The sequence below is a fragment of the Vibrio sp. 397 genome (assembly GCF_033339395.1).
Classification (GTDB): Bacteria; Pseudomonadota; Gammaproteobacteria; order Enterobacterales; family Vibrionaceae; genus Vibrio; species Vibrio alginolyticus.
Map to the genome: position 1 here is coordinate 77,402 of NZ_JAWOUN010000004.1, position 26,554 is coordinate 103,955.

Below are 26,554 nucleotides of genomic sequence, written 5' to 3' on the forward strand. Positions count from 1 at the left end.
AACTTAAATAAACGGATAAATTTAATGCGTACCAGTAATTATCTTCTTTCTACTCTGAAGGAGACTCCAAACGACGCAGAAGTAGTGAGCCACCAGCTCATGCTACGTGCAGGTATGATCCGTAAGCTGGCTTCAGGTTTATACACCTGGCTACCTACTGGTCTACGTGTACTGCGTAAAGTCGAAAACATCGTTCGTCAAGAAATCGACAATGCAGGCGCAGTCGAAACTTTGATGCCCGTTGTTCAGCCGTTTGAACTATGGGAAGAGACAGGCCGCAGCGAAAAGATGGGTCCTGAGCTACTTCGCTTTACTGACCGTCATGTTCGTCCGTTTGTACTTAGCCCAACCGCTGAAGAAGTGATCACTAGCCTTGTTCGCAATGAAGTGAGCTCTTACAAACAGCTTCCGCTAAACCTGTACCAAATCCAAACCAAATTCCGTGACGAACGTCGTCCACGCTTCGGTGTAATGCGTTCACGTGAATTCTCAATGATGGATGCGTACAGCTTTGACATTGATAAAGACGGCCTACAAAAGTCATACGACGCAATGCACGATGCTTACTGTAAAGCATTCGATCGCATGGGTCTGGATTACCGTCCTGTACTTGCAGATAGCGGTGCTATTGGTGGTAGCGGCTCTCAAGAGTTCCACGTACTGGCTGAAAGCGGCGAAGATATCATCGCATTTTCTAGCGAGTCAGATTACGCGGCAAACATTGAAAAAGCAGAAGCACTAGCTCCAGCCTCTGAGGCTGCGGCACCAACACAAGAAATGACGTTGGTTGATACGCCAAACGCGAAAACAATCGCTGAATTGGTTGAGCAGTTCGAACTACCAATTGAAAAAACAGTGAAAACACTGTTTGTGAAAGCATCTGACGAAGTTGATGCGCCAATCATCGCGCTTATTATTCGTGGTGATCATGAACTGAACGAAGTGAAAGCAGAAAACCTTCCTCAGGTTGCAGCTCCACTGGAAATGGCATCTGAAGAAGAAATTCGTGCGCTTATCGGTGCAGGCCCAGGTTCACTTGGCCCTGTTGGCCTTAAACTGCCGTTCATTGTTGACCGCAGCGTTGCGGTAATGAGCGACTTCGGTGCGGGCGCGAACATCGATGGCAAACACTACTTCGGTATTAACTGGGGTCGTGATGTAGAGCTTGGCCAAGTTGAAGACCTACGTAACGTTGTGGAAGGTGACCCAAGCCCATGTGGCAAGGGCATTATCCAGCTTAAGCGTGGTATCGAAGTTGGCCATATCTTCCAACTAGGTAACGCTTACTCCGCAGCGATGAACTGTGGTGTACTGGGTCCTGATGGTAAGAACGTCATCCTAGAAATGGGTTGTTACGGTATCGGTATCACTCGCGTAGTAGCGGCTGCTATTGAACAAAACCACGACAAATACGGCATCATCTGGCCAGATGCAATCGCACCATTCCAGGTAGCGATCGTTCCAATGAACATGCACAAGTCAGAAGAAGTGAAAGAAGCCGCTGAGAAATTGTACGCTGAGCTAACAGCAATGGGCATCGAAGTGCTATTTGACGACCGTAAAGAACGCCCAGGCGTAATGTTCTCTGACATGGAGCTTATTGGTGTACCGCATACCATTATTATCGGTGACCGCTCAATGAAAGAAGGCAACTTCGAATACAAGAACCGTGCTACTGGTGAGAAAACAGCAGTCGCAATGACTGACATTGTTGAGCACGTAAAAGCTCAACTAAAGTAAGCACTCGACGAGTTCGCATTTGAAGTAGTTTCAAATAGTTAAAAAGGGTTGGCTTCGGTCAGCCCTTTTTATTACAGCTCAACGCCCCCCTCCACCTTTTTCGAACTATTCACTTTGTTAATCTTTGGTTCAGCTTCTTGCTATTAAACTGATTTCATCATCTAAAGGAGGTCAGTTATGGATTTAAAAAGTCTTCTAAACCAAGCACTCAAATCAGATTTACTTAAGCAAGGTGCAGATGCATTGGGCAAACAAACCAACAACATCAAATCCTCATCAAATTCAAGTAGCCTAAAAACGCTAGGAGCAGGTGCTGTAGGCGGAGGCCTCATCGGTATGCTGATGGGCTCAAAGAAAAGTAAAAAAATGACTAAAAAAGTAGGGTCAAGCGCATTAAAAGTCGGTGGCGCAGCTGCGCTTGGAGCCTTGGCCTACAAAGTGTATAACGACTGGCAAGCCAAGCAATCCGGTCAAGGTGTTCAAGAAACCTTTGACCCCGATGACAGTAAACACAGTGTCTTAATTTTAAAAGCAATGATTGGAGCTGCAAAAGCTGATGGTCACGTTGATGAAGAGGAAATGGCGCGCATTGAACAAGCTCTCGCGGATATGGGCGCAGATGAGCACGTTCGTCACCTCGTTCAGCAAGAGTTAAACAAACCGCTTGATCCTGCTGAAATTGCTAATCAGGCGACCTCTCCTCAACAAGCGTCAGAAATTTACCTGGCGTCTTTGATCGTCGCTGATGAACAAAACTTTATGGAAAAAGCGTATCTGCAAGAACTAGCAAAACAACTTCAACTTTCACCAGAAGTCACCCAGCAGTTAGAAGCACAAATGCAGTGATTAAATCTCGCTCAAGCAAACCTTCAATTTGAGCCAAAACAACTCTGTACTTTGAGTTTCAAATCCGCTGTGTGTATATTGAGATAAGTTATCATTTAGTGGAAAGAAAACATGCAAGTATACGGCTGTTGTGAACTGGTTCGTGAGCTTTATGCTCAGATTGGTAGTGGCGATCAAGCTTATATTCCCCAAGCAATTTCATGTGCAGTTAAAGCACTGAACGATGTTGCAGCGGATGAGTCCCTGCCTAAAGAAGTGCGTGAAAAAGCGGCATTTGCTGCGGCAAACCTACTGATTTCAGATTTTGAGGATAAGTAATGAATCTAGCGAACTTTGAATCCATGGATCCTGTCATGCTGATGAGCATTGTAAATATGAAGCTACGCGACGACTTCGGTGGTGACTTAGATAAACTGGTGGCTTTCTTCGATATCGAACGCACAGCACTTGAGACAAAACTGGCTTCTGCTGGTTTTGACTTTCTTCCAGAAGCAGGACAATTCCGTTAATCAACACCATTCTTGGCGGATAACCGAAACGAGAATAACCAATATGAAAAAGGGCTTGATGAGTTACCATCAAGCCCTTTTCTTTTATTCGATAGGCGTCTCGGTTAGCCAAATGAAGCCCAGATGACTGTCGCCACAAGAATTGGACATACAAACTTCACATACGCAGGCCATAACTTACCAAACCAACCTTGCGTAAACTCCGGGCAACCTTGCTCAAGCTCTTTGATTTTTGAGTTGCGATTCCATACCCAACCACCAAATAAGCAGAATAAGAGCGCAGCGGTTGGTTGTAGATACTGAGTAGCAACCGTCGCGACCATACCAAACAGAGCGCCAAAGTTATAAACAATCACCACACTGAACAAGGCAATGAGACCACCTAAAACCCAGCTCGTTGCGCTGCGCTTAGTATTGAAGCGCTCACTCACTAAAGCCACTGGACACTCTAACATTGAAATGGAAGACGTTAGCGCCGCAATCGTCAGCAATAAGAAGAACACAATAGAGAATAATTGACCAAGCAAACCTAAACTATCAAACATTAGTGGCAATACTGTAAACACTAACGTATCTGAGCTTAAGAGAGAGCCATCTTCTGCATAGATTTGAACGCCCTTTTGCATTGCTACAAACATCGCTGGCATCACCACTAACCCTGCAATGAAAGCAACGGCAGTATCTACCATGGTCACGTTCATCGCCATCTTTGGTAGGTTCTCTTTCTTACTCAAGTAAGAGCCATAAATCAGCATTGAACAGCCACCGATCGTAAGCGAGAAGAAGCCCTGCCCCATTGCAGCAAGAATCAACTTGCGGTCCCATACCTTTTCGAAATCCGGTACCAAGTAATGCTTTAGCCCTTCCATCGCACCGTTTTGCGTCATGATGTAAGCAAATAGCAGAGCAAACAAAACAAACAATGCTGGCATCAAACGTGTGGACCACTTCTCAATACCTTGTTTTACGCCACCTTGTACGATGAGAATCGTCAGTACATAAAAAGTAATGGTTCCGAACAAGTTACGTTCAACACTAAAGCCCTTTAGCCATTGAGTTGCAGCTTCTAACCCCATTAGATCTGTGATTGCACCCAGTAAAAAGCAGATCAACCAACCACCAACAATTGAATAAAACGCTAAGACAGCGCTTGGTACGCTTAAACCAATCCAACCCACAATGCCGCCGAGCTTTTTACCGGTAGGGTTATCTGTGATTGCACGCATACTGTCTACAGGGTTGGCTTGACCATGGCGACCAATCGCCATTTCAACCACCAGCATCGGAAATGCGACGATAAGAATCATCACCAAATAAACTAACAGGAAAGCACCGCCACCATTACTGGCTGCTTGAGTTGGGAAGCCCCAAATATTGCCAAGGCCAACTGCGGCACCTGCGGCAGCTAAGATGAACCCGAGACGAGAGCCAAAATGCTCGCGAGGCTGAGAAGAGGTTTGCTGTGTCATACTACTCACACAAAAATATCATTGAACTAGCTAACTAGTACACTATAGCAATATTCACTATTCAACAAGAGCACCTCGGTTAAATCCTCGACAGTTGAAACAATTTGTAGTCATTCAGCTTGTAAATTTTAACGTACATCTCATATTCATCGCTCAAAAGCCTCGCGACTGTTGTTCGTTTTACGTGGCTGAATTTTACCAATCCTTCTGCCGTGAAGTGAGCCGAAAAATAATGAGCTCTGGTGTAAGGGACGAACTGTTCCTCGTGATACTGTGTCGAAAAGCAGAATATTGTGCTTCGCTTTTTTCCCCTAATGTCTATTTATCAGCTAGTTATTACTCTGTTCTCATTTATACCCATGATTCAAGGAGAGGAAAATGAAGGTCACCCTACTTCACGGAGCGATGGTTGTAGCACTCAGCGCCAGCTACCAAGCTCAAGCCTATAACTGTCAAAGTTTACCCGACTGGGACAGCACTGCGACTTATACATCGGGCGCTTTAGTAAAAACGCAAGGAGCCGCTTATGAGGCTGCATATTGGACGCAAGGCAATGATCCCGTGACCAACTCAGGATCTTGGGAAGCATGGAAAGCGTTAGGGCAATGTGATGGTGGAAGCAACAATTTATCACCAACGGTGTCGTTCTCCTCTCCAATAAACAACGCACAAATTCCCGAAGGCAGTGCGATCACTTTGTTAGCCAACGCAACTGACGAAGATGGCCAAATCACACAAATTGAGTTTGTTGCAGGCAACCAAACCGTTGCTGTGGTAACTCAAGCACCATTCGAAGCTTCTTGGACAGCTATTGAAGGGATCTCGCAATTGACCGCAATTGCGACAGATAATGAGGGAGCTGTTAGCACCACGACGATTTCTATCCAAGTTCAACCACAAGTCGAATTACCGCCACCAAGCATTTCATTGACAAGCCCAGTAGGCACAGAAGTGCTTAATGTAGGCGATAACCTAACCGTAGCCGCTCAAGCTGACGATATTGATGGTGTGGTCACACAAGTTGAGTTCTTCGTAAACAATCAATCTGTCGCCATTGATACTAGCGCACCTTACGAATATCAATGGACCGCTAGTCCAGGTACATACTCGTTCAAAGCACAAGCGACTGATGATACAAACCTCGCAACGATGAGCCAAGAAGTAGCGCTGGTTATTAGTAATTCAGAAACCGGAACGGGCGGATGTGCAGATGCAGTACCTTATGTGGCAGGCACAAGTTATCAAGCTGGCGACCTGATTTCTCACTTCAACCAAAAATATCGTTGTGATGTTGCTGGTTGGTGCTCCTCGGATGCGACATGGGCTTACGAGCCTGGTGAAGGGCTATACTGGCAAGATGCTTGGAGTGGCCTAGGTGCTTGTTCGACACCACCGCAAGTTACCATTACGGCACCAACGGATGGACAAGTCGTGCTCGCTGGCAGCAATAACGAAATCACGGCAAACGCAAGCGATGCTGATGGCACAGTCACGCAAGTTGAGTTTTTTGCGAACAACACCAGCTTAGGGGTCACCACTCAAGCGCCATATTCCGTTACTTGGAACGCCACACTTATTGGCGCTAACCAGCTTAAAGCCGTCGCAACCGATAATGATAACAACACGTCAGAGTCCCTGGTTGGTGTGGAAGTCAGCGATAAAGATTTGGTCGTCTCTCTGACTTCACCAAGCAGCGGTCAAACCGTCGGATTAGGCAAAAGTCTCGCATTAAGCGCCGATGCAACGTCTTTAACTTCAGGCATTAAACACGTTGATTTCATGATCAACGGCTCTATTGTTGCAACCGATACCACAGCACCTTACACAGCCAACTGGACACCAACTGCACTTGGTAACTTTACAGTTAGCGCCCAAGCTGTGGATTTGTCAGGAAGCAATGCACTGTCTGACGCCGCAGCAATAACGGTGGTTGAGCAAGTAGAGAAACGCCATAAACTCATCGGTTACTGGCACAATTTTGTAAATGGTGCGGGCTGTCCAATTCGTCTAGCAGATATGGCAGATGCTTGGGATGTGATTGATATTGCCTTTGCTGAAAATGATCGCAACAGTGATGGCACTGTGCACTTTAATCTATATTCAGGCGATATTTACAGCGATTGTCCAGCACTCGATCCAACACAATTCAAGCAGGACATGGCAGCGCTTCAAGCTAAAGGTAAGAAGTTTGTTCTCTCTCTTGGCGGCGCAGAAGGCACGATTACGCTGAATACCGACCAAGATGAAGCCAACTTTGTCTCTAGCCTAACAGGTCTTATCGCTGAGTGGGGCTTTGATGGTCTAGATGTGGATTTAGAGAGTGGTTCTAACTTAGTTCATGGCTCGCAAATTCAAGCTCGCCTTGGTCGTGCTTTGCTTCAAATAGAGCAAAACATGGGTGGAGATATGTACCTAACCATGGCGCCTGAGCACCCTTATGTTCAAGGCGGCTATGTGGCTTACAGCGGTATTTGGGGAGCTTACATTCCTGTGATAAACGAGACACGCAGCACGCTCGACTTGCTTCACGTCCAGTTATATAACAACGGCGGTTTGCCAAACCCATACCTGCCAGGCAGTGCACCAGAAGGCTCTGTGGATATGATGGTAGCGCAATCTAAAATGCTTATCGAAGGTTTTGAGTTGGCCGACGGCACTCAATTTGCACCATTGCGCGATGATCAAGTCGCAATCGGTTTACCTTCAGGTCCTAGCTCGGCAAATTCAGGGCAGGCTCCAACACAGAATATTATCAACGCACTAGATTGTTTAACCAAAGGCACTTCATGTGGCACCGTTAAACCAGCGTACCATTACCCGAATTATGCAGGAGTAATGACATGGTCTATCAACTGGGATCAGCATGATGGCTTTAACTTCTCAAAACCTGTCGGCGATAAACTCACCGAGATGAATGCGCAATAAGCTATCAAAGAATAAGCGAGTAAAACGCAAAGAGAGCACAATAGTGCTCTCTTTCTTTATCTCATCGAGTTTTTGCTTTTTAATGAGTAATTAAATCGTAAATACTCGGTAATCTTTTAGCTCAGGGATTTTCTTCAACAGATCGTCTTCTTGCCCTGCCATGTCATCCAGCGAATCGCACAAGTCTTCTGCTTGTTGTTCTACCTCTTTCGAATGCTCGGCTAAACGCTCTTCTACTTTCGCGCTGAGTTCAGCCATACTCTCCGATAATGCAGTGAGGTTTATCCCTCCCTCTTCCTTCATTTTTTTCGATAAAGCATCCAACGAACTGGCTAAAAACTCTTTATTGAAGATCTCTTGTGCTTTTGCAAAGTCTTTAGTCCACCCTTGTGTCATAGACTCAAAACTCTCCGCCGGCAGGATGAAATCACCATCTTTGTAGTAACGTGATTCAACATCAGCGAAAAAGTCCTTTACTGCGACTTTTACATTATCAAACGCACCAGGTGCATCGAGGCTTTCCGCAACATCATCAATAATATCATTCGCAAGCGCTAAACCATCACTCGCCAATTGCTTTGCTTGTGGAATATACGCGTTCATTTTTTCGCGATAGTCTTCAATTGCCGCTTTCTGGTCAGAATTGAGTTCAATTAGCTCACCTTTGATGAAGAGGTTGTTATCCTCATCCACGACAGCTTTATCACCTGTCGTTTGGCGAATTTCCAAGCTTTGCCCATCCATACGGACTTCATTATTGATGTCCACACGACACTGCGCTGCATAACCAGTAGCACTGACCATCAGCAATGAGAGTGTAAAAAGCTTTTTCATGTCATTCTCTTTTATTTAACATTACTCGTGTTAAACATAACACTGAGTGATACATGAGATGTCAGCAAATCGTCACGACTTCGTAACAAGTTGTTTTATCTCCTATTTTTACGTCAACCTCATCACCTTCTTCTTTTCCGAACAACGCTCGACCCAGAGGAGATTTAGCTGTTAAGACAAAGACTTCCTGAGCCTGATATTGAACAGTCAAACCACCAGAGCAAGGGCCTACAAAGAAGTGCTTTTCGATCAAATTCTCATCTGCGAGAACAACGTAAGCACCAACACCAACAGGCGCATTCTTAAAGTCGCGAGTCACTAAAGAACGATATTGACGCAATTCCTCTTCACTATCTTGGATTCGCATGGCTTGTCCATGAGCAAGATACGCGGCTTCAAGTGCCAATGTATCGTACTTGTGCTCGGGAACAGTTTCTTCATCTGTCGCGGCATCGATAGCTCGCTGAGCCGATGCATGGGCAACTTGAAGTTTTTCTTCCAGATGTTGGATGATAATTTGGACTAAGTCGGCTTTGTTCATACTTTTAGGACGCGCGTTTAGTATTCGGGGTGTGTTAATGTAGCCAAGTTTACCATCAAAGAAAGGTTTCCCTATTATGCAAAGTGACTCGCTGCATCAAACACTTCAATCCGTATTTGGTTTTGGCTCATTACGCCAAGGTCAGCAACCTGTTATTGAAGCCGTTATGAATGGTTACTCTGCTGCGGCAATCTTTCCTACAGGCTCGGGGAAGTCACTCTGTTATCAACTACCTGCAACCATATTACCCAACCTTACGTTGGTGATCTCTCCGTTGTTGGCGTTAATGAAGGATCAACTGAGCTTTTTACAAAGTAAAGGAATCGCTGCCGCTTCTATCGATAGCAGTCAAAGTAGAGAAGAAGCACAACAGGTCATGGCTGGCGTGAAGAATGGACAAATCAAAATCTTGATGATTTCTGTTGAGCGGCTAAAAAATGAGCGTTTTCGTGAATTCATTCGCCAAGTACCGATTTCTTTGATGGTCATTGATGAAGCGCACTGTATTTCCGAATGGGGGCATAACTTTCGTCCAGATTATCTCAAACTACCGCAATATCAACGTGAACTGAACATCCCACAGTCTTTACTTCTCACCGCAACGGCAACGCCTGCAGTTATTGAAGACATGCAAAAAAAGTTCGATATTGCCAGTGAACATATTACCGTTACAGGCTTCTACCGCTCTAATCTGGATATCTCGGTGATCCCGTGTGAGGAAACAAAGAAACAAGAACAGCTCAGTGAGATCATCGCCTCTTCACCTAAGCTTCCGACCATCGTATACGTGACGCAGCAGCAAACAGCAGAACGAGTAGCAAAGTCATTAATCCATATTGGCATTAACGCTCACGCATACCACGCTGGCATGAAAAGCGACGTTCGTGAACAAATCCAACAGCAGTTCATGGATGGCCAAATTGACTGTATTGTTGCAACGATTGCATTTGGTATGGGGGTCGATAAATCTGATATTCGCCGCGTCATTCACTTCGACTTACCCAAATCAATCGAGAACTACGCACAAGAGATTGGACGTGCAGGCAGGGACGGGCAACGCTCTGAGTGCATTCTGCTAGGCAATACGTCCGGCTTAACGGTGTTGGAGAACTTTGTCTATGGCGACACACCAGAATTTACGTCAATTAACTATGTAGTCGAGCAAGCGAAAGAACATGCTCCACAATGGGAGGTAGTGCCACTGCGTTTGTCGCGTGAAAGTAATATCCGCCAATTGCCACTCAAAACCTTGTTGGTTTATTTGGAGCTACATAACGTCATTGAAGCAAAGTACAGTTACTTTGCGGAATATCGTTTTAAGTTTTTGCACGATCAGCAATTTATTGTGAATCAATTTCAAGGCGAGCGACGTCAATTTGTGGAGGCTATTTTTTCCTGCTCACAAAAAGCCAAAGTGTGGTGCCAAGTTGATCTAGAAGCGCTATGGATGAACTATCAATCGGAACGCAGCCGAGTTGTCGCAGCGCTCGACTATTTTCACCAGAACGGCTGGATAGAACTAGAGAGCAAACAACTGACGGACGTGTACTCAGTTATGCCAACCAAACAGAGCTCGGATGTTTTAATCCAACAACTGTATGAACTGTTCCAATCCAAAGAAAGCAAAGATATCGAAAGAATCCACACCATGCTGCACTTGTTCCAGTCCGAGCACTGTTTGAGCTCACAATTGGCGAACTACTTTGCGGATCACGATGCACCAAAGCAATGTGGTCACTGCTCCGTGTGTCGTGGTCACGTCGCCACATTCACAGCACCAGAACCTGAAGATATTGAACAATCTCAAGTATCGATATGGGCGCGGGAGTTTATTCAGCTTTCCCCATCGGCCATCAGTAATGATGCCGTTGCTCGCTTCTTGTGCGGAATCAGCACTCCTTTGATTAGCCAGCTAAAAGCCTCAAAGCTAGCAGGTTATGGTGCAATGGCAAATGTAAGTTTTGAGCAGGTATTAACGCAGGTAGAAACGGTAAGGGCCTAAAAAAAGCTCAATTGACGCGCTTGGTCTTCGGGCTTGAGCATCACGTTCAAGCCTAAAAGGCGAATTTCCCGTCCATTTTGGCGTTTAAGAATATCTCTTAGCAAGATCTTGAAGTCCTCAAGCTCTAATTGCGGATGGATGTGCTCAATTGTTGTCAGTTGAAAGTCGGCAAATTTGACTTTAATACCTTGTTTAATAATCGACTTATCTGGGCTTGCACGCTCTAAACGTTTCTCGAGTTCAGGATAAAGTTTCTCCTCAATCACTTGCCAACATTCATCATAGGTTGCGATGTTCTGGCTGAATGTCCTTTCCACACCGACGGACTTTCTCTCGCGCTCAACAACGACTTCTCGATTATCAATTCCATGGCTTCGCTGCCATAAGGAGGCACCCTGACGACCAAACTGCCTCAACAACTCTCGATAGTCACTGTTTTTAATGTCCTCACATCGATAAAAACCGGCTTGGTGGAGCTTCTCAAGACTCACCTTCCCCACACCAGGAATGTTCTCTAGCGGAAGACTATCGATAACCTCTTGGACTTTCTCTGGCGGAATCACAAACTGACCGTTGGGCTTGTTCATGTCTGACGCGACCTTGGCAAGAAACTTTATCGGAGCAATGCCCGCCGATGCCGTCAACCCAAGTTCACTCCAGATATCGCGGCGAATTGACTCTGCGATCAACGTAGCGGAGCCACGGCAAGCTGTCGAGTCCGTGACATCGAGGTATGCTTCATCCAATGAGAGAGGTTCAATGATAGGCGTATAACGCTCAAAAATAGCACGAATCTGCTGAGAGACTTGCTTATATACATGCATTCTACCGGGCACAACCAACAAATGAGGACAGAGTTGCAGCGCGCGCGCCGTTGACATTGCACTGCGAACACCATATTTACGCGCATCATAATTACAGGTGCTAATCACTCCACGCTGCTTTTCATGTCCGCCAACAGCGAGTGCAATGCCACGGTAACTGGGGTTATCTCTCATCTCTACGGCAGCAACGTAAAACTAACGGGTGAAAAATGTAGTCTTGACTGTGTGAGTGAGTGAATGACTATGAAAAATATATCATTTCTTTAAAACGATCACTTACAAAAATGCCTTACAAAAAATTCTGGCAAAATTAACCGCTCTTATTGCGATATCACTTACAAATTTACAACGGAAGACTCATCTGTCGATTTAGCTCATTTGGTACAGTTGGTTCAATACCAACACTTAAACCAACCAATCTAATACCCCGTCCATTTGATCTTGATAAAGCCTCTTCGCATAATCTGATAAAAAAGTCTCTTTCTAATTCGTTATGTTTATGTTCAACAGTCGTTTGTTGAAAGTCACTGAACTTTAATTTGATGCCTAAACGAGAAATCGTTTTGCCTACAAGTACCTTCTTCAACCTGAACTCTAGTTCAGAATAAAGTGAACAAATTGCCTCTATACATTCATCAAGAGTATGTATATCGGCCAAGAAAGTCCGTTCGACACCAACAGACTTCCTAACCCTCTCAACCACTACGGGTCTATCATCGATACCATTGCAGCGCTCCCAGAGAGTATTGCCGAATTTCCCAAACTGGCTAATCAAGGTGCTCTTATCAAGCTCTTTGACGTCTTTACCTTTGAACAGCCCCAAATTGTTTAGTTTCTCTAACGTAACCTTTCCAACACCATTGATTTTGCCAAGATCTAAAACATCAATAAAACTCTGAATTTCACTAGGCGTAACAACGCATATACCGTTGGGCTTGTTAACATCAGACGCAACTTTTGATACAAACTTTAAAGGGGACACTCCCGCTGACGCTGTAATTTTTAACTCACGTTCAATTGTTCGGCGAATATCCTCTGCGATTAATGTCGCTGACCCCATAAATAGTTGTGAGTCCGAAACATCTAAATAAGCCTCATCAAGGGAAAGAGGTTCTATCACTGATGTATAACGACCAAATATCTCATGAATTTGCTTAGAAACCTGACGATATTTTTCCATATCCCCTGCAACAACTGTTAGATTTGGACACAGTTGCAACGCCTTTGATGTTGGCATAGCAGAGCGTACACCAAAGGCTCTAGCTTCATAATTACATGTAGAGATCACTCCACGACCATTTTTCCCACCGATAGCCATAGGAATATTGCGTAGCTCAGGGTTATCTCTTGCTTCAATAGCTGCATAGTAGCAATCGAGATCTATGTGTATGATTTTTCTTTGCATTATCTTTACACCACAAACACAGACAACTAAGTACCCAACGTTTCCATTTGCTTCCCATTGCTCAAAAATTCGTTACAAAAAAACAAAATTCCGCAAATATACCTCTTGATTATACTGTATATCCAAACAGCTATCGAGAGGGGTTCTTACAAAACTATTAGAAAACCAAGCAAACAGCTTTATCAATCTCTTCCCTCACGGCTTTGCAAGAGGCACTCCTTCAGTATCCATATTCCAAAAGGACACCTAAGACATCGATGGTGAAGTAAGATTAATAAAGTCACTCCTAACGCTCACACAGCTCACTACTAGTTAGTGGCATAGTGGCTCAAACTAATCACTGCAAATGCTAGGCTGCAAATCTCATATAACTAGAATGCTAGTAAACTTTTGTACCTGTTAGCATCTATATAGAAATGACAAACCAATGATATGATTGAGTTAGGTAGTGAAGCGTAATTGATACTTACTGAATTTTAAGAAGGAGCCTAAAGTGGAGGAATTTGTTCGGTATATTGATAAATTAAACTCTGAAGACAGAATGAACTTGTTTCATGTAGTAAATGCCAGCCTTGGTGAAAAAGGGTGTGAGCTAACTTTATCTATAAAATCGTCAGAACCAGAGTTATCTAGCGATTGGTTGATTTCGTGCAAGGACTGCTTGAAGGTGAACATAGATAGAACAAATATGCCTGCCCATGAGATCACTATCAAATATGGGATAATACTAATCGGAAGCTCTTATATAACAGGCTCTTATTTTAAAGCTGTAAAACTACACACATCCCACATGTGATTGCTCAGCTCACACCGCTAGCAATGAAAGAAAATGCAGATAGTCTATTGACATTTCATGGAATAGTTATAAGTAATCCCTAGGCCGCGAGTGATATTTACTAACTCTAGGGTATCTTCAAACTCACGCTTTGAGGAATTCACCGAAAAAGAATCTCTTCTAATTAAACGCACAAGTTTATGGCCTTTTATTCCTTCTCCTCCGTACACAGCCCCTGCAATGTACTTGCTATCTGTAGCCCTTACATCATATTCCTCAGCAATATCACTAAACTTTGAACGCACAAAAATCGTTCCCTTACTAACAAATGCTGTATATAAACCATCAGTGGTCAAGCATGAGTTAGGATAACTCTCGTCATTAGCTAGAGCTGACATGGCAGCAAAGCTAAACAATGTAAGCAAAACTAGTTGTTTCATTTATTCTCCTTCGGATTTTATTTTAATGTGCTTGCCAAATGGTTGTTATATTTTGATTTTTGATAGCTATACACTCCCCAAAGTTCGACCGCTTTCTAACTTAAAGATCAATTCGATAACGCCTTCAAAAGGGCAAGGTTCACAGTTCGTCAAAAGACAATAACCTTGTAACTTTTCCGAGGAGAGACCTAGTTCTGAAGTCAATTCAGAGACATTATGTTGATTGATTAGATCGCAAATAATTTTATCTGACTGAACTTGAAGTAGTTTATTAAGTCTGCTCATTGTTTGTTCTCCTTAAGCTAATAAGCCGAGAATACTCCTATAGTATGGTGAGACGCTTTTATCTTACCGCAAAGCACTAATCATATTCTTCATGATTTTAAAAGGTTACCTCCAGTCGGAAGCTTACATGCATCCAAGTTATTGCTCAGCTCACACTGCTAGCAATGAGAGAAAATACTCGGATAGCCCTATCCGAAACTGTCGAGTCGAATTCGCCGCATTTTTGTAAATACTGCCTTTAGCGTCCAACTCCATTACCGAGCACTTTTTCCAGTGAGTAGCGTTCTTGCTGTAGTCTAGCTGGCCTAGCTCTCTACCTGCGTTACTTAAGTCCGTTAGTGACGCGCCATTGCTCACTAATTGATGGATTGTGAGGCCTATTGCTTGCCAAACTTGAGGAGATAAATGGTAACCAGAGCGATTATGCACAAACGCTTCCTTCAATGGTTCAAGCCAAGCGGCTAAGAAGCTGGCAATATTACTTACATAACCTTCTGACAATATAGATGAAAGACTATCACCACTCGATAAAGTAACGTCTTTCGACATCTTACTGTACTCTTGCGTTCCTACCCCAGCCACGGCACCAACAATTAATTTGAACAATATATACTGTGTGGTGATGCTGCTCTCTGATACTTTTACATGCTTAGAATTAAAGTTAACACCACCATAACGTTCAATATTCGCTTCTTTTATTAGCTGATTTATATAATCTTTTAGTGGGAAGTCATCATTCGGTAGTAAATTTCTTCCTTCACTCAGATGAGGCAGGTTCAAGGATGAGTCAAAAATGCTACTTTTTTTAAACAGGGCGATAGCATGACTGGCTTCCAAGCCCTTCTCGTCATCAAATACAACTCGTATCTCCACGTTTTCCATAGCTAGGCGCTGTCTAAGCTCGCTCTTCTGATTAGCCTCTTTAACACTTAGCCTTGAGCTAAACAAAAACGTTTTTAAGCCCAGAATCTTACAGATTGCTACCAGCACTAAAACGTTCCCCACAATATGAGTATCCGAGGGGTTGTAACTCAGTGTGGGCAGAGAACGAGCTGCATGATGAAGGTGTGGCTTTCCGATAACCGCGAATGTTAGGGACAACGGCATGCATACCGATTTATCAAACAGGATACTCTCTAGCTCAGCTTGAATTTCTTGAACCTTGTCAGCGTTTTTAGCATTAACAGCGGCATCGGCTGCCCATTTTAATTCAGGCAATAAGTTTCCTACCGAAAAAAAAGCGGCGACTTCAAACACAGGCATAGTTGCAATTAATGTTTTTTGCGTTCGTCCTTCCGAAGAAAGCAACATCCCACTGATTTTTTTATCCGAAAGTATCAAGTTTTTTCATCCAGTTATCTGAAAAGCGCAGTCTAAAACAAAATTAAAATTTGATCCGACAAGCATGTCGGATCAATAATGGTAATTATCTAAGGCAGGTGAATGCCTAGTCATTATATTGCCACAAGTAATACAGAGAGGTCGCAAATGGCAGATAACAAAGAAAACGCATTTGATGAAATATCAGATCAGGAATTAGAAACATCGATAGTTGACACGTTGGTAGATAGATATGATGACAAAGAAAGCTCTAGTTATTTAGCAAGTTCTAAAAAACTTTTAGCTAATTCCAGCTCTGTTCTATCGTCCGAACAACTTAAAGATATTTTTAAGTCCAACGCACGCTACTACTCCGGGGTAAAACAAGTAGAAACGAGTCTAAAACACACGGTCATTTACATCACACCCCAGTTAGCCAGAGACATGTTGAAGTTTTCTCGGCGCGGAGCCATAAATGACAACAATAAAAATAGAAAATTGAGCAAGGCAAAGATCAGGAAATACGCGGAGGCTATGGCGAAAGGCCAATGGTGCCTTACTGGTGAACCACTCATTTTCTCTGATGAGGGAGAAATTTTGAACGGACATCATCGTCTAGAAGCATCCTATGAATCAGGGGCTGGATTTATTGCGCCCGTAACCTATGGAGTCACTGACGATCTGTCCTTCGCGCACATCGATGTAGGCAACCTGAGATCTAGATCTCAGGTTTTAGAAATGGCGGGGGTTAAGGTCAACGCGAACGTACTGTCACGAGTAGCGATGTTAGCAAAAGCATTTGAGAAAAGTTCTAACCCTTATGCGTTTAGGGGAACTCAAGGCACATCCTTTCAACCCGCTGAGATTCTGGCATATGTGGAAGAAAATGAAGAGCTAGCGTTATCGGTGCATTTTGTTGCAACTGTAGTAAAGCGCCATCGACTGGAGAGCCAAGTTTCTGAAGCAATTTATGCGTTTGCACACTATCTGATTACGCAAAAACTCAAAGAAACTTCACTTAATGAGACTTTGCCTATGACACCAGAAACTTATCTTACTCGTATCATTTCATCATTGGGTTTGGAGTCGGAGGATGATATTGAGTATCAGGTACGGAACTATCTTCAGTCACTCGTTCATGAGTCCACCTCGTACTCACTGTTGTGCAAATTATCTGCAATTTTCAAGGGGTGGAACATGAATCTTGGTATTGCGGTTACAGGAAACAAAATTAGCGTGCGAAGGGTTGCACGATACAAAAAAGATGCGGATGGAAACAAAATCCAACTTCCTGCTGCTGGTAATATTAATGAGGCCTTCACTATTCCTTGCTTACCTAAAGGAAGGACGCCAAAAAACATTCAAAAACAAGGTAATGTTCAGCTCAAGAGCGCTTAATCAAAGTAAGGGGTGAGCATGTCCGCTCACCTCTGCTTCCCATTCCTTCCCCTGCCTTTGAACCATGCGTTTATCCAACTACAACACCGCCACCTAAAGTACGAATATTGCCAAGGAAAAATACGTGTTCGTTACGTATTTTTCCTCTTCTTTAGTGATAGAATTGTAGCAACAAACATAAATAACAATGAAACTCCTTTTTGCTAAGTCACTGAATCTCTGATTGTAAACATTAGCTAATGTTGGTTTCGATTTGATATTCACCATTATTCAAGAGCAAGTAGTAAATGCCCCATACTAATATCAGTCAAGATGCAATAAACAAAGCCGTCTGGGCTGCCTGTGATACTTTCCGAGGCACCGTTGATCCGTCGATTTACAAAGACTTTATCCTAACCATGTTGTTCTTAAAGTACATTTCCGATGTACATAGAGATAAAGTAGCCGAACTAACGGTTGAATACGGGGATGAACCAGAGCTGATCGCAGCAATGATGGAGAGCCAGTCTTTTAAAGTCCCAACAGGCGCAACTTTTTGGGATCTATACGAAGCTCGTCATGAAGCAGGTAACGGATCACGTATCGACCAAGCTCTGCACGCTATCGAAGAAGTCAACGGCACCAAGTTAAAAGGCGTGTTCCAAGACATCAGCTTTAACACCGATAAACTTGGTGATGAAAAGCAAAAGAACGAAATCCTTCGCCACTTACTGGAAGATTTTGGTAAAGAGACGTTAAACCTTCGCCCTAGCCGTGTTGGCTCATTAGATGTGATAGGTAATGCCTACGAGTATCTAATCAAACACTTCGCGGCAAGTAGTGGCAAATCGGCTGGCGAGTTCTATACACCACCAGAAGTCTCTGATTTACTTTCTATCATCCTTGAACCACAACAAGGTGACACCATTTGTGACCCTGCATGTGGTTCTGGCTCACTATTGATGAAGTGTGGTAAGCAAATTCAAAAGAACTTTGGCGGTTCGAAGCAGTATGCTTTGTTTGGTCAGGAGGCAATTGGTTCAACTTGGTCACTGGCGAAGATGAACATGTTCCTGCATGGTGAAGATAACCACCGTATTGAGTGGGGGGACACAATTCGTAACCCTAAGCTACAAGATCAGGAAGGTGGATTACTGCACTTTGATGTGGTTACCGCTAACCCTCCATTTTCCTTAGATAAATGGGGATACGACATTGCAAGTAATGATCACTTTGGTCGCTTCCGCCGTGGTCTTCCACCAAAAACTAAAGGTGACTATGCGTTTATCTCGCATATGATTGAGACGTTAAAACCACAGACTGGTCGTATGGGGGTCGTTGTACCTCACGGCGTGCTATTCCGGGCATCATCAGAAGGTAAAATTCGTAAACAACTAATTGATGAAAACTTGCTAGATGCCGTGATTGGTTTACCTGAGAAACTGTTCTTTGGTACAGGTATCCCAGCCGCCATCCTGATCTTCAAAAAGCAGAAAAACGATAACAAGGTATTGTTTATTGATGCCTCTCGTGAATTCAAATCAGGTAAGAACCAGAACCAACTAACGCCTGAGAACATTCAAAAGATTGTAGATACCTATAAGGCGCGTCAAACCACCGACAAATACTCATACCTAGCAACGCTCGAAGAGATTGCTGAGAACGACTACAACCTCAATATTCCTCGTTACGTCGACACGTTTGAGGAAGAAGAAGAGATAGATTTAGTTGCGGTGCGAACTGAACGTTTAGCATTACAGAATGAGTTGGCTGATTTAGAAGCTGAAATGGCGGGCTATCTAGAGGAGTTGGGTTATGGTGCCTAATGGTTGGGAGAGAAATCCCATAAAAGACCTTTGTGAATCAATCATTGACTGTGTAAACAAGACAGCTAAGCACGTTGAACATGTTACACCTTTTAAAATGATTAGAACCACAAATGTTCGAAATGGCCGTGTTGATACAAATAATGTTCGGTATGTAGAAGAAGACACCTATAAGCAATGGATTCGGCGTGGTGCACCAAAAGATGGGGATATTATTTTTACTCGCGAAGCTCCAGTAGGAGAAGCTGGTATTCTAGAAAATGCTCAAGGTATTTTTCTGGGACAGCGAACCATGATGTATCGTTCTAACCCTGAAAGGTCAGATAATCGTTATTTATTCTATTCACTAATGAGTGGTTACTGCCAAAAGCAAATCGAAGATTTTAGTAACGGTGGAACAGTAGCTCACATGCGAGTTCCTGATTGTGGAGAGTTGATTATTAATACACCTCCACTTCCAGAACAACAAAAAATCGCCCAAATACTCTCAACATGGGATCAAGCGATTTCTACCACAGAAAAGCTAATAGAAACCAGCAAGCAGCAGAAAAAAAACCTAATGCAGCAGCTTTTGACGGGTAAGAAGCGTTTGGTTGATCCTGAAACGGGTGAAGCGTTTGAAGGGGAGTGGGAAGAGGTAGAGCTTGGTAAAATTACGTCTATTTATGATGGTACACACTCAACACCAAAATATGTCGAAAAAGGTATTCCATTCTATAGCGTTGAACACTTAACTCGTGATGATTTTTCTAATACTAAATTCATCACAGAAGATGTATTTGAAAAAGAAAACAAACGTGTCAAGTTGGAACGCGATGATATTTTAATGACACGAATTGGTGATATTGGCACTGCCAAACACTTAAATTGGGATGTTTGCGCTTCTTTTTATGTGAGTTTGGCTTTAATCAAGGCAAATAAATCAAAGTTTGACTCTGCGTATATGGGCTATTACATCAACTCACATGAGTTTCATCGAGAGTTGTATAAGAGAACGATTCACGTTGCTTTCCCTAAAAAAATTAATTTAGGCGAGATAAATCATTGTAACGTATTACTTCCTAGCATTAATGAACAACAAAAAATCGCCTCAGTACTAACCGCCGCCGACAAAGAAATCGAAGTGCTTCAAGCCAAGCTTACTCACTTTAAGCAAGAGAAAAAAGCATTGATGCAGCAATTATTGACAGGCAAGAGAAGAGTAAAAGTCGACAAGGCTGAAGCCGCTTAATTGAGTCTCTCCTCCTTCCTGATGAAAGGGTATGAACTACATTTAAGCAAGGGATAAATTTAACGGGTTCATAATGATATGAAATTAAAGAAATTAACTTTAAAAAACTTCCGAGGCTTCAAGCAATTTGAGTGCGATTTTCAACCTAGCATCAACGTATTAGTTGGATTAAACGGGTTTGGTAAATCGTCGCTCCTTGATGCGATTATGTTGGCATACGCTCAGTTCATCGGTGGGTTTGGAACGGCAAGTAACAAAAATATATCAGACTCTGATATTCATAAGGCTAAGCACCTTTTAGGAGAAACTGAAGATGATGGCTTCAATATGGAATACCAAATGCCCACATCTATCACTATCAACACTTACTCCGATGAATGGCATGATTTTCCAGAGTCATGGGCAAGAGTAAGAAACACTTTAAAAGGTGGAACAACTAGCCCATCTGAACCTAAAAGTTACGCTGCAAACTTACAATCCCTCGTTAGGGAAAATGCCTCAGTCACTTTACCGTTATTTAGTTACTATGGTACAGAGAGGCTATGGCCTTCAAATAAGATGAACCTAAACTTTTCTAAACATGGTTCAAGTCGACTAGACGTATATACAGATTGTTTAGACCCTGCTTCTAAGTATGAAAAGTTTAGCTATTGGCTGAAGAAAGAAACAATAGCTGATCATGAACGTAAGATGCGCATAATTGAAGAGGCAGGTTTAGAAGGTGCTATCGTAAAAGGATCGACTGTACGTGGACGATTACTAGAAGCGGTCAGACAAGCTATTAATATCTGTTTAGCCAATAGTGGCTGGAGTAACATTCGTTACAGTGCCAATGCAGAAGAAATCATCGCTACTCATAAAGAACAAGGCGATATTCCAGTGTCCCACCTGAGTGATGGTGTACGTAATATGATTGGAATGGTTGCCGATATTGCATACAGAGCTGTAAACCTTAACCCTAACCTTGATACAAGGGCTGTTGTTGATACACACGGTATTGTGCTTATCGACGAGGTTGATATGCACTTACACCCTCAGTGGCAGCAGCTTGTTCTACAGAACTTAGCTGAGGCGTTTCCGAATATACAATTTATTGTTACGACCCACTCCCCACTTGTTATCGGTGATATGAAGCCATCTCAGGTTCTGTTGATCAAAAAAGAAGGAAACAACCAATATTTCGTAGAGCATCCAGCACAAACTTACGGATTGACTAGCAACGATATTCTAAATGAAGTAATGAGAGACCGTACGACTTCATCACAGATAAGTCGCAATAAAGAGGTTGAAGAGTTTTTAGAAAATATCAATAACCTCATATCTAATAAGCAATATGAAGATGCTAGTAAGAAAATTGAAGAGTTGGAAGAACTATTAGAAGGAGAGATACCTGAACTTGTTAGTGCCAAACTATCTATTGATTTAGCTGATTGGGGGGAATGAGACATGTATTTAATTCAGAAATCAGCTCAGCCAAATAGTCTTAGGATGTATCGACGTGAAAATACAGCAACATACAAAGCAATGCCTGAAAGAGTGAGAAGTGACTTAGTCAAGTCCTTACTCGCAGAACAAGGGCATGTATGTGCTTATTGTATGAAAAGGATAAAAGCTGAAGCAATGAGGGTAGAACACTGGGCAAGTCGACAACATCATCCTCAACTTCAATTGGAATACGATAACCTACTAGCATGTTGCAACGGTAATGAAGGTCAATCTAAAGATACATATACTTGCGATAAGAAAAAGGCTAATGAGACGTTAAAGTTGTCTCCAAGCCATGCAAGACCAAATATTAATACCAAAATTGATTACCACGAAGGCGGCAAGATCAAGTCAAACGATCCAGAATTTCACCTTCAATTAGATACAGTTTTAAATTTAAATGAATCACGCTTAGTTTCGAATAGAAAAGCGGCTTTAAAAGTTATCCAAAACATACTTAATACTAAGAAAGGTACAAGAAACCGAGCTGACATTCAAAAATTACTGAATAATGTACTGGCTCGAAATAGTAAAAATCAACATAGAGAATACTTTGGTTTTTTAGTCAATTATTTAGAAAAAAAATTATAACTATATTTTTAATGTTAGTTCTCCATTTCGATAGGAATGAATAATGTCAGTGCTTACACCTAATTTCCGTGAAGAACAAAGCGCTAAAATCCCAGCGTTAACTTTACTGACCAATCTTGGCTATCAATTCATTCCACCGAGTGAATGTGTTGTTAAGCGTGGCAACCTCTCTACGGTCATTTTGCCTAATGTCTTGCGCGATGTACTCAAATCCAAAACCTATCCATTTATGGGTAGAGAGCATCATCTATCGGTAGCCGCTATCGATAAAATCGTTGAAGAGCTTGCCAACCCAGCCATGAATGAAGGGCTTAAAGCGGCTAACGAAAAGCTCTATGACGCGCTGACCTATGGTATTGGTGTAACCGAGTTTGTCGATGGCAAAAAGGCGAACCCAACCATTCAGATTATTGACTGGGAAACACCAACGAATAATCAATTCCACTTCACCGAAGAGTTTAAAGTCGAAAATACTCACGGCACAGACCATCGAATTCCAGACATTATCTGTTTTGTGAATGGTCTACCTTGGGTTGTGGTGGAGGCGAAACGCCCAGACTCATCCCGTGAGGGCAAACCGACAATCACGGAAGGGATCTCACAAAATATCCGTAACCAGAAAACCGATGAGATCCCTCATTTATTTGCCTATAGCCAATTACTGATGTCGGTCAATGGACATGATGGGCGATATGGCACCTGTGGCACACCCAGTAAGTTTTGGGCAAAGTGGAAAGAGGAAGAGATCACCGATGCCACTTTTGCACGACTAAAAAACAAACCGCTTTCAGCCCCAGAACTCGACAAATTGTTTGACCATCGCCCAGCCAAGGTACGTGATGAGTACCTCTCCTTAATTGCGGGCGGTGATTTAGTCGTGACTGATCAAGATCGCCTATTAGTTTCTCTATTACGTCATGATCGCTTACTGGAGATGACTCAGCTTTTCACCCTATTTGATAAAAAGGTGGGGAAAATCATTGCCCGTTATCAACAGGTGTTTGGCATCAAAGCCTTGATTGAACGTGTTACTTCATTTGACGAGAAAGGCGCACGTAACGGAGGGGTGATATGGCATACCACAGGTTCTGGTAAGTCTTTTACCATGGTGTTCTTATCTAAGGCTCTGATTTGGATAAAAGAGCTAGCTAAATGCCGTGTTGTGGTCGTTACCGACCGTGTCGATTTGGAAGATCAGCTCTCTAAAACATTTGCCTCCGGAGGGGCGCTATCTGAAAAAGATCGTGAATCAGCAAAGGCAACTACAGGCCACCGCCTCGCTAAGCAAATCGGTCAGGGCAATCAGCGCATCATTTTTTCAATCATCAATAAATTTGGCACAGCAATAGAACTTCCAGAATGTTACAACGACAGTCCAGATATGATCGTGCTGGTTGATGAAGGACACCGTAGCCAAAATGGTGAGAACAATATTCGTATGCAGCAAGCCCTGCCGAAAGCTGCTTACATTGGCTTTACAGGTACACCGCTTCTGCAAGACGACAAAACAGAAAGCAAGTTCGGTACAATCATCCACTCTTACACCATGCAGCAAGCTGTCGAAGACAAAACGGTCACACCACTACTGTATGAAGAGCGAGTACCTGATCTCAGTACCAATGATAAAGCCTTGGATGCATGGTTTGATCGTATCACCGACAAACTTACAGAAAAGCAACGCACTGACTTGAAGAAGAAGTTCGCTCAGAAAGGTCAAATCTATCAAACCGAAGGTCGCATCGAACTGATCGCCCATGACATCTCTGATCATTTCCAAAATTTCAAACAACAAGGCTTAAAGGGCCAATTAGCATGTGACTCAAAAGCGTCTGCAATCCAGTATAAGAAGCTTCTCGACCAAATAGGTAAAGTCACCTCAGTTGTTGCTATGTCCCCACCCGATACGCGTGAGGGGCACGATAGCGTCGATGGGGAAAGCAAAAGTGTGGTGCAAAATTGGTGGAAGGACAACGTCGGCAAAGAGGATGAAAAAAATATACCAAGCGCATTGTCGATGAGTTTGAAAAAAACGATGGCCCAGACCTCATGATTGTGGTTGATAAGCTTTTGACGGGCTTTGATGAACCAAAGAATACGGTGCTATATATCGACAAACCACTTAAGCAGCACAACCTTATCCAAGCGATTGCTCGTGTGAACCGTTTGCATCAGAGAAAAGAGTTTGGCTACCTTATTGATTATCGTGGCATCTTAAAAGAGTTAGACGCAACCATTGCTGACTATCAAGATCTTGCTGAGCGAACTCAGGGAGGTTTCGATATTGAGGACTTAAAAGGTCTCTATAGCCGAATGGATACCGAATACAAGAAATTACCCGGACTATATAACGAGTTGTGGGATATTTTTTCTGCTGTTCCCAATAAGCAAGATGGCCCCGCCCTGCGCCAAGTGCTCGCTCCTAAAATCGATACCATTGACGGACAACTGACCGATCTGAATCAGAAAAAGCGTGAAGATTTTTATTCGACTCTTACGGCATTTTCAAATTGTTTAAAGGTGGCACTGCAATCTGCTACTTACTTCGAGGACAAGAGCTTCGATGATGAACGCGATTTGTACAAAAAGACTTTGAAATCTATGTCTGAACTCCGCAAGCAGGTTCGTGAAGATGCGGAAGAGACCATTGATTACGATGAGTACGCTGAGAGCATTCGCACCATGTTGGATAAACACATTGGTGGCGTCGAAATCCAAGAGTCAAAAGGTGCATACCTTGTCGGTAATATGGGTAAGAACGTTAAGCCTGAAGAGTTGACGGACAATGAAGCTCGCAACAAGAAGGATGCTATCACAGGTCGTGTAACTAAAATGATTGAACAAGATTTGGCTGATGATCCATATGCTCAAGAGTATTTCTCTAATCTTCTTAAGAAAGCTATCCAACAAGCGAAAGAAATGTTTGATGCTCCGGTAAAGCAATACCTGCTTTTCGCTGATTTTGAAGAGCAAGTGAAAGAACGCAAAGTCGATGGCATTCCAACTGACCGTTTCGCTGAACTCGACCCTAAGATTAAGCGACATGTACAGGCATTCTATGGCTTATTCCCTCATCACTTAGGGGAAGCGACGTTACCTGAAGATGACAGTTTTGATTACGCACTTAGTATTGACGAAGTCGTTACTGCTGCCGTAGCCGAGTACTCGATCAACCCTCAAGAAATTGAAAATCAAATTCGACGCCAGTTGATACCTTTATTGTTCAAAGCGATTGGTATGGATAAGACTCAAGCTATTATCACTGATGTTATAAAAATCACTCGCCTCGGCGTTACAGGACATCATTAATGACTTCGGTTTCATCTACTGAACGCAATAAAGAGGAGTACAGTTTTGTCTATGGGGATGAAGCTGTTAGCTATGAAGTAGTTCGTAAGTCTTTTTCTGAAGGAAAAAGGCGCAAGATAACTATTAAAGTTCACCCAAGCTGTGAAGTGGTCGTCTCATCTCCAGAAGATGCGGAGCGAGAAGATATACACCAAGCAGTAATGAAGCGTGCCAAGTGGATTTATGATGCGCTGAAAGAGTTTCGTGGTCACCTTGAGTATGTGCAGTCAAAGAACTATGTCAGTGGTGAAATGCAGTTCTACCTTGGCCGCCGTTATGTCCTGAAAATAGTGGAAGATATTAATGCCTTGCCAACTGTAAAAATGACTCGCGGCAAGCTACTTGTTACCTTGACTCGGTTTAACAACGACAAGACAGCCATGGTTAAAGCTTTAGTGCGCAACTGGTACAAGGTTCGCGCTGAACGCATTTTCCATGAACGTTTGTCTGAGCTACTGCCTCAAGCTACATGGGTTGCTGGAATACCTAGCTTTCGAGTTTTACCCATGAGTAAACAATGGGGGAGCTGCTCCGCTAAGGGCACTTTGATGCTAAACCCACACCTCATCAAAGCACCCAAGGAATGTATTGATTACGTGATATTGCATGAGCTTTGCCACATCGCTGAGCACAATCACAGTGACAGATTCTGGCGTTTATTGACGAGTGTGATGCCCAACTGGAAAGAAGTGAAAAGCCGTTTGGATGGAATGGCAGAGTTGTATTTGAATGAGTGATGGCAACGTCGCAACTTTTGCAATATCAGCTACACAATATCAAACAT

General features: G+C 43.1%; 20 protein-coding genes and 1 pseudogene. 13 read left to right on the plus strand and 8 right to left on the minus strand.

Annotated features, from left to right (window positions below; all coding sequences use genetic code 11):
• Positions 1-24 precede the first annotated feature (24 nt).
• From R7P36_RS08205 to R7P36_RS08220, 4 genes are all read left to right on the plus strand, one after another.
• Positions 25-1,740: a proline--tRNA ligase gene (locus tag R7P36_RS08205; RefSeq protein ID WP_005380292.1), complete on the plus strand. Its 1,716-nt coding sequence runs from the start codon at positions 25-27 to the stop codon at positions 1,738-1,740.
• A 177-nt stretch (positions 1,741-1,917) separates the two neighbouring features.
• Positions 1,918-2,586: a tellurite resistance TerB family protein gene (locus R7P36_RS08210; protein WP_017820764.1), complete on the plus strand. Its 669-nt coding sequence runs from the start codon at positions 1,918-1,920 to the stop codon at positions 2,584-2,586.
• A 111-nt stretch (positions 2,587-2,697) separates the two neighbouring features.
• Positions 2,698-2,904, plus strand: a complete 207-nt coding sequence (locus R7P36_RS08215) for a YaeP family protein (RefSeq protein ID WP_005391765.1) — start codon at positions 2,698-2,700, stop codon at positions 2,902-2,904.
• Positions 2,904-3,095, plus strand: coding sequence for a DUF4250 domain-containing protein (locus tag R7P36_RS08220; RefSeq protein ID WP_005380289.1), 192 nt, complete (start codon positions 2,904-2,906; stop codon positions 3,093-3,095). Before R7P36_RS08215 ends, R7P36_RS08220 begins: the two co-directional genes overlap by 1 nt.
• A gap of 104 nt (positions 3,096-3,199) precedes the next feature.
• On the opposite strand, the gene R7P36_RS08225 is transcribed toward R7P36_RS08220, so the two are convergent.
• Complete coding sequence (locus R7P36_RS08225; protein WP_033905531.1) at positions 3,200-4,564, minus strand: sodium-dependent transporter; 1,365 nt, start codon at positions 4,562-4,564, stop codon at positions 3,200-3,202.
• Between the two features lie 378 nt (positions 4,565-4,942).
• On the opposite strand from R7P36_RS08225, the gene R7P36_RS08230 reads away from it, so the two are divergent.
• Positions 4,943-7,489 carry an Ig-like domain-containing protein gene (locus tag R7P36_RS08230; RefSeq protein WP_053304077.1) on the plus strand — a complete coding sequence of 849 codons (2,547 nt, stop codon included), beginning with the start codon at positions 4,943-4,945 and terminating at the stop codon, positions 7,487-7,489.
• A gap of 90 nt (positions 7,490-7,579) precedes the next feature.
• Here R7P36_RS08230 and R7P36_RS08235 read toward each other — a convergent pair whose 3' ends face one another.
• Both R7P36_RS08235 and R7P36_RS08240 read right to left on the minus strand, forming a co-directional pair.
• Positions 7,580-8,323, minus strand: coding sequence for a YggN family protein (locus R7P36_RS08235; RefSeq protein WP_053306726.1), 744 nt, complete (start codon positions 8,321-8,323; stop codon positions 7,580-7,582).
• Between the two features lie 61 nt (positions 8,324-8,384).
• Positions 8,385-8,864, minus strand: a complete 480-nt coding sequence (locus R7P36_RS08240; protein WP_053306727.1) for a GreA/GreB family elongation factor — start codon at positions 8,862-8,864, stop codon at positions 8,385-8,387.
• A 76-nt stretch (positions 8,865-8,940) separates the two neighbouring features.
• On the opposite strand from R7P36_RS08240, the gene R7P36_RS08245 reads away from it, so the two are divergent.
• Positions 8,941-10,866: an ATP-dependent DNA helicase RecQ gene (locus tag R7P36_RS08245; protein WP_205390983.1), complete on the plus strand. Its 1,926-nt coding sequence runs from the start codon at positions 8,941-8,943 to the stop codon at positions 10,864-10,866.
• Here the strand turns inward: R7P36_RS08245 and dinB (R7P36_RS08250) are convergent.
• The 5 genes from dinB (R7P36_RS08250) to R7P36_RS08270 form a co-directional block, all read right to left on the minus strand.
• Positions 10,863-11,864 (minus strand): DNA polymerase IV, encoded by a 1,002-nt coding sequence (gene dinB, locus R7P36_RS08250; protein WP_242612560.1) that lies wholly within the window; start codon positions 11,862-11,864, stop codon positions 10,863-10,865. The two genes, R7P36_RS08245 and dinB (R7P36_RS08250), sit on opposite strands and share 4 nt — an antisense overlap.
• 169 nt (positions 11,865-12,033) lie before the next feature.
• Positions 12,034-13,095 carry a DNA polymerase IV gene (dinB, locus tag R7P36_RS08255; protein ID WP_130361090.1) on the minus strand — a complete coding sequence of 354 codons (1,062 nt, stop codon included), beginning with the start codon at positions 13,093-13,095 and terminating at the stop codon, positions 12,034-12,036.
• A gap of 840 nt (positions 13,096-13,935) precedes the next feature.
• Complete coding sequence (locus tag R7P36_RS08260; RefSeq protein WP_053306639.1) at positions 13,936-14,310, minus strand: hypothetical protein; 375 nt, start codon at positions 14,308-14,310, stop codon at positions 13,936-13,938.
• Positions 14,311-14,376: 66 nt separating this feature from the next.
• Entirely contained in the window at positions 14,377-14,595 is a 219-nt protein-coding gene (locus tag R7P36_RS08265; RefSeq protein WP_042780757.1) for a hypothetical protein, read from the minus strand.
• A 150-nt stretch (positions 14,596-14,745) separates the two neighbouring features.
• Entirely contained in the window at positions 14,746-15,858 is a 1,113-nt protein-coding gene (locus R7P36_RS08270; protein WP_374045186.1) for a hypothetical protein, read from the minus strand.
• A gap of 225 nt (positions 15,859-16,083) precedes the next feature.
• Between R7P36_RS08270 and R7P36_RS08275 the strand changes: the two genes are divergently transcribed.
• The 7 genes and pseudogenes from R7P36_RS08275 to R7P36_RS08305 all read left to right on the plus strand — a co-directional run bounded on the left by R7P36_RS08275 (position 16,084) and on the right by R7P36_RS08305 (position 26,507).
• Entirely contained in the window at positions 16,084-17,313 is a 1,230-nt protein-coding gene (locus tag R7P36_RS08275) for a chromosome partitioning protein ParB (protein ID WP_115386436.1), read from the plus strand.
• A 287-nt stretch (positions 17,314-17,600) separates the two neighbouring features.
• Complete coding sequence (locus R7P36_RS08280) at positions 17,601-19,118, plus strand: type I restriction-modification system subunit M (protein ID WP_115386208.1); 1,518 nt, start codon at positions 17,601-17,603, stop codon at positions 19,116-19,118.
• Positions 19,108-20,349, plus strand: coding sequence for a restriction endonuclease subunit S (locus tag R7P36_RS08285; RefSeq protein ID WP_258660601.1), 1,242 nt, complete (start codon positions 19,108-19,110; stop codon positions 20,347-20,349). The genes R7P36_RS08280 and R7P36_RS08285 overlap by 11 nt, the downstream gene beginning before the upstream one ends.
• Before the next feature lie 78 nt (positions 20,350-20,427).
• The gene (locus tag R7P36_RS08290; protein ID WP_167414978.1) at positions 20,428-21,792 is read left to right on the plus strand and encodes an AAA family ATPase; all 1,365 of its coding nucleotides are present in this window, start codon (positions 20,428-20,430) and stop codon (positions 21,790-21,792) included.
• Between the two features lie 3 nt (positions 21,793-21,795).
• A complete protein-coding gene (locus R7P36_RS08295) occupies positions 21,796-22,425 on the plus strand; it encodes a retron system putative HNH endonuclease (protein WP_167414977.1) in 630 nt (209 codons plus the stop codon).
• Positions 22,426-22,468: 43 nt separating this feature from the next.
• Positions 22,469-25,731 (plus strand): annotated as a pseudogene (locus tag R7P36_RS08300) (type I restriction endonuclease subunit R).
• Positions 25,731-26,507: a M48 family metallopeptidase gene (locus tag R7P36_RS08305; RefSeq protein WP_167414975.1), complete on the plus strand. Its 777-nt coding sequence runs from the start codon at positions 25,731-25,733 to the stop codon at positions 26,505-26,507. Before R7P36_RS08300 ends, R7P36_RS08305 begins: the two are co-directional and overlap by 1 nt.
• Positions 26,508-26,554: the final 47 nt, after the last annotated feature.